Consider the following 14,061-nt stretch of genomic DNA (forward strand, 5'->3'; position numbering starts at 1 on the left):
ATATCGCAGTTTTCGAAACTTCCCCATTTAACGAAATTCTCATAACCTTTTGAGAGATTATCCAGAACAACAGTGTCATAACCTGCATTGTGTAGGGCCTTATTGGTATGGGAACCAATATAGCCCGCTCCGCCAGTAACTAGAATCAATCTGAACACCTAGATAAATTTACCTAACTTGAGTAAAGCTTTAGGAGAAACTTTGATTAATTTTTGAACGATTTCAGTGGTGGAAATCTTATCGAATTTTTCTCCTTGGAATGCATGACCTATACTGTCCAATTCATCATCGGATAATGTGAGCAGATATTCCTGTACCTTTTTATATCTTTTAATTTCATGGTCAAGCTCTTCATGTGCCATCTTGTCGTATTGTTTAAGGAATTTTTTAGAGCAGTCCTCTTTAATAGCTTGAGCAGCCACTTGTCCTGCGCACATTCCGCCGGTCATACCGCTGATGATTCCTCCGCCGGTTAACGGGTTTACCTGACCTGCAGCATCACCGACAACCATAATATTGTCATCATAAAGTTTTTTGGTCATTCCACCAACAGGGTCTCCTCCTACATTCATTTCAACGGCCTGTGCATTTTTCAAGTATGGAGAAGTTGCAACAAAATCATCCAAGTACTCTTTAGCGGTTTTTTCAGCTTTGTGAGGCAATATTGCCAAACCAACATTAGCAATGTCATCCCCTTTAGGGAAAATCCATACATATCCTCCAGGAGCGCATGATCCCAAGTAGAATTCAATAACACCAGGTTTTTCAAATTCGACATTGCACATTTCGTATTGCACACCGGATTCCATTTCTTTAGGTTTTGCGGCTGGTTTTAAACCTGCCCATCTTGCAACGTGACCTTCAGGACCATCTGCAGCGATTAGTATTTTACATTTGTAATCAATTTTTTCGCCCATGCATTCAGTTTCAACAATGTAACCGTCATTGATTTTTTCAATGCCTGTTACTAAAGTTTTGATTTTGATTTCAGCACCGGCTCTTGCCGCATCCATTGCCATGTGTTTATCAAATACTTTTCTTTCAAGAATGTAGCCTGCTTCAGGCAATTTTACTTCATCTTTAGTTAACCATACGTCAGTTCCGTCTGGAGTTTGTATTCTGACCCCTTCGATTTCCTGGGTTACCCAGCGAGGGGAAGGTTCGATGCCCAATTTTTCAAGACCTTGAATTGAAACTCCTTCAGCGCATCTTTTCGGTGATCCGATTTCAGATTTCTTATCCATTAAAATTACTTTTGCTCCACCTAATGCAGCGTGTTTTGCCGCACTTGAACCTGCAGGTCCAGAACCTACTACAATTACATCAGTTTCAATCATACTATTCAGCCTCCCTTTCTAAAGCATCAATAGGGCATGCATCAATACATATTGAGCATTCTTTACAATTTTCTTCATTGAATACAAGACTGTATTCTCTTACTTGAATTAAATTTCTTGGACAAACTCCGGCACATTCACCACAGAATGAGCACCAATCTTTTACAATCATAAAAATATCTCCTTAATATAACAATTTATGTTATAATTAATTAGTTTTTTATGTTATTTAAAAGTTTAGTTAAAAATAGCTATATAATGAATAAAAAAAGAAAAAATAAGTTTTAAAATATTATTTTACCAACAATACTGGGACATCTGAAGTTCTTAAAAGTCTTTCTGAAACTGAACCTATTTGAGTATCAGAAACTTTATTCTCTTCAAATGATACGAATCTGTTGTTATTTGAACCATGGGCATGAATAACAACTAAATCCGCACGAGTCTGGTCAATAATAAACTTCATATCCCTTAAAGGGTCTGCTGTAAGTAGATGTTCTGTAACCTCAATGCCTACCTTGGAGGCCTTTTGTGAAATTTTGGCCAGGATTTCATCACCGGAATCCTCCTGTGAATCGAAGCTATTGAATGAAAACTCTTCCAAAACATGAACTGCAGCGATTTTAGAGTTGAATTTCTGTGCGATTTCAATGGCAACATCTGCTGCCTTGTATCCGTATTCAGACCCGTCAACAGGAACCGCAATTACATCAAACATTAATCAGTCTCCTTTAAGGTAATCTGCATGACAGAAATCAATGAAATTATCGACAATTTCATCAATGTCTTCACTATCATCTATGATTTTTCCATCATCCATGAATATTGCCCTGTTGGATAATTCCTTAATGAAGTCTGTGTTGTGTGAAATCATTACAATAGTGATTCCATAATCCTTAGAAATTGTTTTCAATGCATTTGTGACATCCCTCAATGTAATCGGATCCAAATCTCCGAACGGCTCATCCAGAAGCAGGAATTTTGGTCTTGAAACCAATATCAGCGCTAGCATTACACGTACCTTTTGACCTCCGGACAGTTCATATGATTTTCTATGAAGAATATCCATATCCAAATCAAGACTTTCAAAGATATCCGCTACCGCTTCTTTTGTAGCGGTTTCAGGGAATCTCGGGAACAAATCATTTAATATTTCACCATCCAAACCGACTTGCCTTAAACGTTCTTTTGCTTCTGATTCCGGCAAATCAGTCAACAGATAAAAGGAGTCCAACAATTCTTCACTTAAACCTAATCTTTCAGCTCTTGCCTTTGCCTCATTAACAATGTCCTGCTTTTTATAACCTAATCTTGTAGATAACTGGCTTAAAACAGTTGCATAGTGTGTTAAAGCAAATTCCTGGTGCATGAAACCTAATTTTGAGCGTATTTTCATACGGTCAATGCCCGGAATATCAATATCCGCCCATTTGTCTTCCACTTTATATAGCACTTCTCCTTTATCAGGATCGTCCAATCCTCCAAGCATTCTCAAAAGTACTGTTTTACCAGCGCCACTAGGTCCTATGATACTTAAAATATTCTCATTTTGAACTTTAAAGTTGATGTCTTCAATCTGAAGAACTTCACCGCCGGTCAGCAGGTAAAATCTTTTAAAGACATCCCTGACATCAATCAAATCCTCATCGGTTGCGATGTTTTGAATGTCAACAATGTCATCCATGCCTTCCATGAATTTATCACAGATTTCATTTGCAGAGCCTTCATCAACTATTTCACCATCCTCAAGGAGAATTACCCTATCCGCCAGGTATTTTTGGATATCAGGCAAATGTGAAACGATAATGACGGTAATATTTAATTCTTTGTTGATTTTTTTAACCGCATCCAATATTTCTTGTTTTGTTTTAGGGCATGCCATGGTTGCAGGTTCATCAAGAAGTAAAGCTGTAGGCTGTTTTGCAAGTTGCCTTGCCATGATAAGTCTTTGTTTTTCTCCACCGCTTAAAACTGAAGCATAGTGATCCTTTTTGTGGGTTAGTGAAACTAGTTCCAATATTTCATCAGCTTCATCACCGAATTCACTTTCCGCCACTTCAAAATTGGTGTCTCCTTCATCGAAGTATCTTCTAGCATATAATTTACGCAGTACATTTTCACGTACGGTATCCGGCCATATGCCAAAAGACCTTTGAAGGTGTATGGCGGTTTCCTTTTTAAGCTCATTATAATAGAACTGAGAAGATTCGGAAGTTACCTTTACTTTCCCAACTTCAATACTTCCTTCATCAATTCGTTCAACACCGCGCAATGCTCTTAAAAGAGTGGTCTTACCGGAACCACTTTTTCCCATGATTCCAAGTATTTCCCCTTCCTTAACTTCAAAACTGACATTTTTTAGTGCGGTGACTTTAGTGCCGTCATCCAATTCATAATCTTTACTTACGTTTTCAACTTTAATCATCATAAATGCCCCTTATTAATGATAAAATTATATTCTTGAAACTATTTATAGTTTAATAATTTAATATTTAAATAAGTGATAAACATGGCTAGCGACAATAAAATTCAAGAATATATGGACATCTTAGAACAAGACAAAATCATGATTGAAACACATTTCGCCAATATGGAAAGAATTCTAAGGGACAACCCTAAAATGGACCAGCAAAAAGCATTCGGATTGCTGAATAACTATAACACATTAAGCATACAATATGAGCAATTATGCAATGACTTGATTGCATTTATTAAAATATTTAAGGATAAGGATTCCCAGGAAATCCGAGTCTACAAAACTGAAGAGTTAGTGGAGCTTTTAGAAGAAAGAATAAGTCAGATTCAATAATTGTAATGAATAACAATTTTTCCAAGAGGTTCGGTAGTTGTATTTTCAGCTACAACTTCACCATTTCTTAATAGCTGAACCTTAAGTTCGCCATCGCCGTAATCCTGCTTTTGCACATCAACGCAGATTCTCTCCCAACCAGCACAATCCAGCACATAATATTTTGAGCCGTAATTCGCTTCCTTAACAAGGTAGTTAGGATCTCCCATTTCAGCATACCAGCTGCCTTCGTATTTAATTACTGCAGTATAAGGATAAGAAGAAGTTTGATGATGGCTTCCATCATCACCTACAATGTTCAATGATTCCTGTTGGGTCGGTTGACTATTATCATAGATGAACGAGAATAAAAGAAACATGATAATAATGATTCCTATGACAATTATAATTTTTTTAGCTATGCTCAGATAACTGCGACCTTCCTTTTTTGTATTCTGAGTATTATTAATTTCTCCCTTAGAAAGTAAATAAGCGCAGTTATCACAATATATGGCCGAAGATGAATTTTCATATCCGCACCGAGGACATTTTACCATATGATATAACCTTTTTATTTCTTATGGAAATGTTTTAAAAATACTTATATTTAAAGTTAATGCAAAATTAGTATTTTTCAATAAAAAATAATTAGGAGTTAGTGATAATAATTATAAACATTTTCAGCGGTTTTTAAATTCATGCCCTCTGTTTTGGCTAATTGTTCCACAGATGCTTTTTTTATGTTATCTATTGTTCCAAATTCCTTTAAAAGAGCAATCTTTCTTTTTTTGCCCACACCGACGATATCGTCAAGTGAAGAAGCTGAAATATTTTTACTGCGGAGTTGTCTATGATAAGTTATCGCAAAGCGGTGAGATTCATCACGGACCTGCTGAAGCAAGTATAATGCTTTATTGTTTTTTGGAATTATTATAGGACGTTTGGAATGAGGCGTGAATATCTCTTCAAATTCCTTTGCAAGACCAATGATTGGAATATGGGTGAGATTCAATTTTTCCAATACGCCATAAGCCATACCCAGCTGTCCTTTACCTCCATCGATGACTATCAGGTCAGGTTCGGGGTCGCGGTCTATCATTTTCAGTCTGCGGGTCAGCAATTCCTCCATCATTGCAAAATCGTTTGGACCGGGAGTTTCCATTCTGAAATGTTTATACATCTTTTTGTTTGGTTTTCCATCCTTAAACGATACTTTTGAACCGACTGCAAACTTGCCTGAAATATTACTGATGTCATATCCCTCGATTACGTGAGGCATCTTTTCAAGCTTAAGGTACTTTTTGAGCTCTATCAATGCTGACTCCATCTTTTTCTTTTGATGCTTGATGATTTCAGCATTTTTCTTGGCCATCTTCACAAGCCTTAGCTTTACTCCTTTTTGAGGAACCTTGATTTTAACTTTATTTCCTCTCAAATCGCTTAACCAATCCTCAAGCAATTCTTTTTCATCAATGTCCTCATCCAGAAGAATTTGTTTTGGAATGTGGCGATTATAACCGTAATATTGCTGAATAAATGCGAACATGATTTCTGATGATGAGTCATATTGTGAAGCGCTCATTAAAAAGTCGTCGCGACCTACAATTTTACCGTTTCTCACAGGCATGATAATTACCACGACCTCATTTTCACCAGGGGCAATGGCTATTACATCCTGGTCCAAATCATCATCCACCAAATCAACGAACTGCTTTTCCATTATCTCTTCAATTGATGCAATTTGGTCTCTGATGACAGCCGCTTTTTCAAATTCTTCATTAGCCGCCGCTTCCATCATTTCAGATTTGAGATTTCTGACGATAGTCGAATATTTTCCTTGGAAAAACAGATCAATCTTATTGATAATTTCAGAATATTCCTCTTTTGATATCCTGCCGTCACACGGGGCATTGCACAAGTCAATCTGGGCATTCAAACAAGGTCCATTCATATTGCGGCAGGTTCTAATTTTGAATAATGACTTTAAAAACTTAACTGTCTGTTTAACGGAACCTGCATCCGTAAAAGGCCCATAATAAATTCCGTTTTTTGTAACATTTCTTGTAATTACCAGTCTTGGAAAATCCTCATCGGTTATTTTAACGTAAGGATATCTTTTGTCATCTTTTAGCTGAACATTATATCTTGGACGATGCTTTTTGATTAATGTGGCTTCCAAAATTAAAGCTTCTTTTTCTGAATTGGTTACAATATACTCTAAGCTGTCAAAGTGACTCATTAAAATTTGAGTTTTTGGCCTGTCCAGTTTTTCCCTAAAATAGGATTTGACTCTTTTGATAAGGCTTTTTGCCTTACCTATGTATATAATGGTGTCTGTCGAATCTCGCATTATATATACGCCGGGCTTGTTAGGCAGATTATCGGGTGATTTAACTTTGGTTGACATAATTCCTTAATTCAATTCAACATGGTCGTTGTCAATTTTAATACTATTATTTGCAATCATCAAATCCAGAACACTGTTAATCCTTGCTGCAGTCTTTTTAGAGGTTGACCTGAATCCAAAATTACGTGAAGTCTCTTTCGGCAGTTGTTTTGTTGAAATATCAGGATTATAAGTCAGTACAAGCTCAATGCTTTTAGCTATTTCCTCATCAGATATCAAATCGATATTCGGCTTGTTTCTTTTTCTGATGACAACATTATTATTGGATGCATCATATAAAAAGTCGCCGATCTTAATAATGCTTCCTGAATTTTCAGCAGTCTCAATAGCTGCATTAACAGTTTTCTTCATATTGGCTCCCGCACGGTTAATGTGGCAGCAGTCCCTGATCCTGTTGGTAACCTCTTTAATGTGGATAGGGCCTTCGATATCAACAATCTGTTTAATGGAATCGGCTACATTATCAATTGGTTTTTTATATAAGTCATCTGATGAATACAGTCCGATGTCTGTAGTTTCAACATAATCTATAATGTTATCTTCAAGTTTCTTTTTGCCGGGCAATCTATGATTATCAAATGCCTTCAATTGATTATCCTGCCTATGTCTTTCTTTTTCAATTTCCTTATAATCCTCATTAGCGGAAATGATAATATCTTCAAGAGCTTGGTCTTTTATTTCCTCTCTTCTGTGCTGTTCATGAACTGGAACAATAACATTTTCATCGCTTTCGATTTCTCTTCTAAGAGCTTCCATCCTCATTTCCTTTTCAATTCTCAGCTCTTCCTGTTCGGCGAAAGTTAATCCCTCTTGTTCCCTTTCAATAATCTTATCCGAATCATCATCACTAGGCATATTCAAGTAATCGGCAGGGTCATATTCTTCTGTTCTATCCACTACAGAAACATAATCTATTTTAGTTGGATTTTCTATTTCCTTTAGAGATTTATTAATATATTTGATATCCTTTTTAAATCCTTTAATGGACTCTTTTACGGATTTAGGTTTTTCCTCTTCATAGTAGAAATTATTCTTTCTTAACTTGCTTGTTACGTCATTTGAACCTTGATAATATGTTACTCCATCACCTGATTCCTCTTTAATTTCCACATCAGGTACCTCTGAAGTGACATCATCATTAACAGCAGGTTCTTCCTCAACTTGGAATTCGTTAATGTTTGGTTCTTCAGATATCCTATCTTTTTCCAAATCATTGCCCTTATCCTCTTCAATAACCATATCGTCAAGATAATGATTTTTTGCATCATCCACTATATTTAATACATCATCATTATCCAAATCAGGCAGATTATCATTAAATATGTTTAATTCTTCTTCAGAATCATTCCAATCGGCAAACTCATCATTTGATTCTTTGCCGTTTACAATTTCAGCTTCAACAACATAATCATCTTTTGGAGATGGTTTATGTAATGGCAACTCTTCATCTTCCATCAAATCACCTTTAACTGTTTTTACTTCTGTAGGTTTTAGTCTAGTCTCACCACTTACAAAATTGGAAATAGACCTTGCGAAATTACCTCTTTTATGTTGTTTCGGTTTTTCATCAACAATTTCAGAAGAATCTTGTTTATCATCTTTATTTTCATCTTCAACAGATGAATCTACTTTATCATCAACGACAGATTCATCAGATTCAAATTCCTCATCATTACTATGATCCACATAAATATAATCATCATCAGAACCTAAATCCACCTTATCATCAACAACAGACTTTTCGGATTCAAATTCCTCATCATTACTATGATCCACATAAATATAATCGTCATCAGAACCTAAATCCACCTTATCATCAACAACAGACTCATCAGATTCAAATTCCTCATTAGGAACAATATTAATAACCGGATCCTTTTTAGTATTTCTTTTCTTATCTGAACGTGGAGTGGATGTTGATTTTGAAGGTTTTTCAGGTTTTAAATCGACTTTATCTTCCATAATAGGTTCATCTTTAATTTCTTTTTCTATTGTTTTGTCGAATTTTACTTTTGGAGCTTCTTCAACGGGTTCATCATTTTCATGGTCGATAGTGATATTATCATCATAATCTGAATCAACTTTGCTGTCAATAATTGGTTCTTCTTCGGATTCATTTAAATCCTTCTCCAAATCAGAATTTTCGCCTAAATCCTTATTGAACTTGAGTGAAGAAAACAGTGAATCTTTTTTATTATTTTCATCTGAATCATGTTTAGGAATGATTAAAGATTTAATCCTGTCCCTGACTGATTGGGATTCATCATCTTCATAAACCTTATCATCATAATCTTTTTCATCTTCGCCTGTTTCAGCATTAACTTCAGAAATGACTCCTTCATCAGATTCCCAAACTTCTGCATCTTCATCAGTTTCATACGCCTCTTTTTCAGGAGTCTCAACAGTGACAAACTCCGAATCATCAATTTCATACTCCTCTTTTTCAGGAGCCTTAACAGTGACAAACTCCGAATCATCAATTTCATACTCCTCTTTTTCAGGAGTCTCAACAGTGACAAACTCAGAATCCTGTTTAGTTTCCGTTTCATTATATTCATTGATTGATTCGTCTGATTCATCATATAAATCTGAAGGGTCCAATTCACTTACATCAATCGGCTTTTCCAATATGTCGTCATCGACATTGACAACTTCAACAAAGTCTTCAGGACCAATATCTTCTACATTAACATTATCGGCTTCTGCTTCTTCCTTAGCTTTCCTTTCAGCTTCCTCTCTTTCACGGGCAATACGTAATTCTTCAGCTTTCTTCTCTGCTTCTAACTTTCTTTTTTCAGCCAATCTTTTCTCTTCTTCGGATTTACGCTTTTCTTCTTCTCGAGATTGCATGATTGATTTTTCAACATTATCCAACAGTTTTTTACGTCCCAAGTCCCTATTTCTATACCAGTCAGTTGACCATAAATGATACAATTTCCAACCTAACCCTGTCAATACCTGCTCACGAAGCCTATCCCTATCACGGGCCACTTTACTGGAAGAATACATTTTTCCGTCAGTTGTAATACCTAAAATATATTTTCCAGGATTTTCATCATCGACAATGGCCAAATCCACTCTGAATCCTGCACATCCAATATGTTTATGGACTGTATAACCATTTTCTTCAAGAAAACTTGCAATTGCATCTTCAAATGGTTCGGCAGATGATTCTTCAACACTATGAGTTCCGAGTGTCAGATTTTCAGCATATTCCAAGAATTCTTTTAACGATTTTACACCATATGGTGGATTTGCGGTTAGATTCATATCATAAGCCTTGAAGTTTGAGAATACGACACATTTTTCTCTTGCACGGGTGATTAATACATTTAATCTTCTCTCACCACCATCCTGATTTAACGGACCGAAATTGAGTGACATTTTACCGTCCTGATCATAACCATATCCTACACTGATTAGAATAACATCCCTTTCATCTCCTTGTATTGTTTCAAGGTTTTTAACGAAGAAACGTTCTTCCTTATTATCGGAGAATAATGGCTCATATTCAGGATGTTCTTTACGTTTTACCTCCAATGCTTCCAGTATGGCATTTTTCTGTGCAACGGAAAATGTTCCGACACCTAAACTTTTCGAATCCCCATATTTCTCAAAGTGATTGAAAATTTCTTCCACAACATCCTGTGCTTCAAGTGGGTTTGCAGAGGATGCTCCTCTTAAATACACAGTGTTCGGATTATATCTGAATTTTAAACCTAATTCAGGGTCTGAATGTGAAGGTGAAGGATAAACCAACAAGTCATCATCATAAAATTCCCTGTTTGACACTGTTATCAGTGATTCGTGGCGTGACCTGTAGTGCCATTTCAGCATTTTTACAGGGAATGATAATTTGCATAAATGCAATATACTTTCCATATCCAGTGATGTCGCTTCCTCTTCATCACTTTCTGCATCAGACATCTGGTCAAAGAATGATGTTGGAGGCAATTGTTGGGTGTCCCCCATAACTACTGCGGTTTTTCCTCTCATGAATGCGCCTAACGCATCTTCCGGTTTAACCTGACTTGCTTCGTCGAAGATAACAACATCAAACTGCAATTCTTCATTTGTCGGATCAAGGTATTGTGCAATGGATAACGGAGACATCATAAAACAAGGCTTAATCTGTTTTATCATACCTCCGGCTTTTTCAAGGAGTTTCCTTACAGGCATGTGCCCGCTTTTTCTTGTAAACTCTCCGGCAAGTATTTTTGCCTGTGGATTTTCTGTTCCTCCGAATATTTTTGGAATATTGCTGTTCAGTTTATGGTAGATTCTTTTACGGTTCAGTGTTAAAATCTTTTTATCCAAATCCTTGAATTCACGGATACGGTTTTCATGTAATTCTCCAACGAATGTGGCCAATTCATGATTTTCTACAAATAAAATATTTAATAATGAATCTGCAAAGTTTCCTTCAACCAATGCTTCAATATCCTCTTTTTTGATATTTCTCTTCTCAATTGAACTTACAAACATTTTTGCATTGGATGATTTGAGTGCATTTTTGGTATTTAAATATTGGGACCATAAATGAAGGCTTGAAAGCTGTCCTCTCCAATTATACAATTGCTCTTGCCATGCCTCAAACGGCACATCTCCGGTTTCTCTTTTAAATATTAATTTGCTTCTTGGATTTAATTTATCCTTAAGCCTTGACAGGACCCTCACAAATTCCTCACCGGAATCAATATATTCAGCAAGGTCCCTTTCAGGCCTGAAGTCGAACAGATCCTTACTCATCAATTCAATGGTATTTTGGGAAAATGTTCCTTCCCTAACCAATGCGGTAAATTCATTCATCCAACGGGCAATAGTCCTCAAATCATTAGGATCAGCATTCAGATGCCAGTATCCTCCATAATATTTTTGACCTAATGCATTATTCGCTTCCAATGTTTTTCTGATTTGAATTACTGCTTTTGCTTTTTGCAGGTCTTCAATTATTTCATCTATACCATTCGGAACAGGTACTGCATAATACCTTTCAACAAGTTCAATATGTTGTTTATTGTTGAAGAACCTGAATTTTTTTGTTGATAATGCCTGTAGCTGATAGATTAATCTGTCAATGTCTGCCTGGAAAATGCTCTGATTGAATTTTGTTAACGCTGCTGAAGACCTTTGATATTTTTCAAGTTCCTGTATCAGTCTGAAAGCATCATCATTATTGTTGTTCCATGCTCCTGATTTGATTATGCTTGCGTCAATCAATTCTGCATTTTGGGATTTGATGATTTCAAAAGCGGACAATGAATTTTGAAACTCATTTAAGGTATCCGGCTGTTTTATTCCATAAATATCATAAACTCTTCCACGCTCTACAAGGAAATTATCCAAAGCATGCAGAGTGTCATTAATGAGCATTTCGATTTCCCTTAAATCGGCAGGAAGCAGACTTTTTGGAGCGCATTTGCTCCAAGGGTTTTCCTTAGAAATTGTCTGATATAATTCGGCAAGGTTTTCTAAAGCCACTTTCATGTCATCCAAATCTTTTAAAGTTACCTGGTCGGGATTTTCAAATCTGACCAATGGCATTAAAGTGTCTTTTCTTGCAAAATGATCATCTGCAGCCTCTTTCATTCCATATAATTGGAATGGAGATAAATTTACAGCAAACACGGGCATATGGATAATCTGAGAATAATCATCTAACTGACGACGCAGAGTCTCCAGTTTACGGATAGTCTGGTCAATATTCAATGGTTCCTGGGCCCTTACATTTGTGGCCTTCTGCAAATCTTTTAGGAATTTCTTACGTCTGGTTTTATGAGAATGTAATTCAAGGACAAATTTGCCTAAACCGACAGCAGTCAAACGGTCTTTTACAACATCCAACGCCGCCATTTTTTCTGATACGAATAAGACTGATTTGCCTTCCGCCAACAATTCCGCTATTAAGTTTACGATTGTTTGTGACTTACCTGTGCCTGGCGGTCCTTCCACAACCAAATTCCGTCCTGCCTTAACATCCTGAATAGCCGCGATTTGTGATGAATCAGCATCTAAAACCTGATACATGCTGCGGTATTCAAGCCTTGAATCAATATCCTCTTCACGGAATGCTTCCTGGTCATTTTTTGCAGGATTGAAAATGGCTTGAATAAGTTCATTTTTTGTCAAATCAACATTATCGGCCCATGCTTCCGGGTTTAAATCATTGTACATTACAAATTTAGTGAAACTAAAGAATCCTAAAGCAACATCACTGTTAACTTCCCATCCGTCCATGCGTGAAACAGCACGTCTTACATTTGCAAGATAATGGTCGATGACTTCACCATACTTTTTAAATTCGAAATCAGGCAGTTCAATGCCTGCTTCAAGAAGTTTTGCTTTAAGTGAAATATTTGTTTGAATATCCTCTCCAGTCCATTCAAGGTTAAATGATTCACCTACCTTTTTCCTTTCCATTGAAACTGGAATCAGTACCAATGGGGCTTTGTTTTTCTGTCTTGGTTTTGATTTGTCTTTCCATTCCAGAAATCCGATAGCCAGGTATAGAATATTATAACCCTGCTCCTGGAGCATTGTTTTAGCTTGGTTGTTAATGTAATACAATCTTTTTTGGAGCTCTTTTGGGGTCAAATCGGTGGCTAATTTCTTGTCTCCTTCTGAAAACTTGGAAAAATCAAATGGGATGTGGTCCCAAACTGAGGATTTGTCTTCTTTTTTATCTTTCTTATTGGCTACAAAATACATTTTGTTTTCTTGCAGGACTAATGTCTGATAAAGATTTATAGGAGACTGATTTACTATTGTGATGGTTTTAGCTCTTGTTTTAAAGTTAAGAAGTTGATTTCTTAAAGTTAAATCCAATAGCTCCTTACGTAAATTTTTAAATTCCTTTTCGATTATATTCGATGATTTGTTTAACATGATGACCCTTTGTAGTGTTTAAAAAATTTAAAATGCATATATAATTATAATTATATTAATTAATAAAGTTTTCTAAATTAAGTAAATTTAGATAAAAACTATTAAAAATAGAAAATAATAACTCTTAAAAAATTATATAAAAAACTTAAAAAATTTAATTATCTATTGCAGTAATAAGGACCAAAATTTTCTATTTTCTGACTTGCGATTTTCGATGCAAAATTTCCAGCAATTCTGGAGGATTTGAACAATATTTTTTGAGAGATATATGCCGCCATATAAGTGTCTCCACATCCTGTTGTGTCAACAACATTGTCGCATTTTACTGCATCAATTTTAATTTCCCCATCCGAAACAATTCTTGACCCTTTACTTCCATCAGTTATGACTATCTCATCCACATCATAGTTCAAACCAATGATGTTTTCTTCAGCTTCATCCAAAAATATTGTATTGACACCTGATAAAATGCCTGTTAACTCATCGAACTTGTCTAATTTTATAGTGTAATTATTATTTACTTGATTGTTTTTGACTCTTAAAAAACCCTGTACGGAAATAAAGATTGGAACATCAAAACTTTTTAGATATTCGATTGTTTCAGGAGGAAAATCATACCTGTTCAGTGGATTAATCACAAACCC

At 35.9% G+C, this 14,061-nt stretch carries 10 protein-coding genes; 1 reads left to right on the top strand and 9 read right to left on the bottom strand.

Annotated elements, in window-relative coordinates:
• The 5 genes from IJF99_RS02510 to IJF99_RS02530 all read right to left on the bottom strand — a co-directional run.
• Positions 1-149: NAD-dependent epimerase/dehydratase family protein (locus IJF99_RS02510; protein WP_292791671.1), on the bottom strand; the 149-nt coding region annotated here is incomplete at its 3' end.
• A gap of 9 nt (positions 150-158) precedes the next feature.
• Positions 159-1,337, bottom strand: a complete 1,179-nt coding sequence (locus tag IJF99_RS02515) for an NAD(P)/FAD-dependent oxidoreductase (RefSeq protein ID WP_292791649.1) — start codon at positions 1,335-1,337, stop codon at positions 159-161.
• Between the two features lies 1 nt (position 1,338).
• Positions 1,339-1,509 (bottom strand): 4Fe-4S binding protein, encoded by a 171-nt coding sequence (locus tag IJF99_RS02520; protein ID WP_292791651.1) that lies wholly within the window; start codon positions 1,507-1,509, stop codon positions 1,339-1,341.
• A 120-nt stretch (positions 1,510-1,629) separates the two neighbouring features.
• A complete protein-coding gene (locus IJF99_RS02525) occupies positions 1,630-2,055 on the bottom strand; it encodes a universal stress protein (protein WP_292791653.1) in 426 nt (141 codons plus the stop codon).
• Between the two features lie 3 nt (positions 2,056-2,058).
• Positions 2,059-3,762: an ATP-binding cassette domain-containing protein gene (locus IJF99_RS02530; RefSeq protein ID WP_292791674.1), complete on the bottom strand. Its 1,704-nt coding sequence runs from the start codon at positions 3,760-3,762 to the stop codon at positions 2,059-2,061.
• Between the two features lie 84 nt (positions 3,763-3,846).
• Here IJF99_RS02530 and IJF99_RS02535 point away from each other — a divergent pair, with 84 nt between their 5' ends.
• Entirely contained in the window at positions 3,847-4,146 is a 300-nt protein-coding gene (locus IJF99_RS02535; RefSeq protein ID WP_292791656.1) for a hypothetical protein, read from the top strand.
• Here the strand turns inward: IJF99_RS02535 and IJF99_RS02540 are convergent.
• The 4 genes from IJF99_RS02540 to IJF99_RS02555 all read right to left on the bottom strand — a co-directional run.
• Positions 4,140-4,682, bottom strand: coding sequence for a zinc ribbon domain-containing protein (locus tag IJF99_RS02540; RefSeq protein WP_292791659.1), 543 nt, complete (start codon positions 4,680-4,682; stop codon positions 4,140-4,142). The two genes, IJF99_RS02535 and IJF99_RS02540, sit on opposite strands and share 7 nt — an antisense overlap.
• A 98-nt stretch (positions 4,683-4,780) precedes the next feature.
• Entirely contained in the window at positions 4,781-6,532 is a 1,752-nt protein-coding gene (gene uvrC, locus IJF99_RS02545) for an excinuclease ABC subunit UvrC (RefSeq protein WP_292791662.1), read from the bottom strand.
• A gap of 6 nt (positions 6,533-6,538) precedes the next feature.
• A complete protein-coding gene (locus tag IJF99_RS02550; protein WP_292791665.1) occupies positions 6,539-13,417 on the bottom strand; it encodes a DUF3320 domain-containing protein in 6,879 nt (2,292 codons plus the stop codon).
• Between the two features lie 158 nt (positions 13,418-13,575).
• On the bottom strand, positions 13,576-14,061 hold a 486-nt coding region (locus IJF99_RS02555; RefSeq protein WP_292791668.1), incomplete at its 5' end, for a PfkB family carbohydrate kinase.

This window comes from Methanobrevibacter sp., from assembly GCF_017406825.1.
Lineage (GTDB): Archaea > Methanobacteriota > Methanobacteria > Methanobacteriales > Methanobacteriaceae > Methanocatella.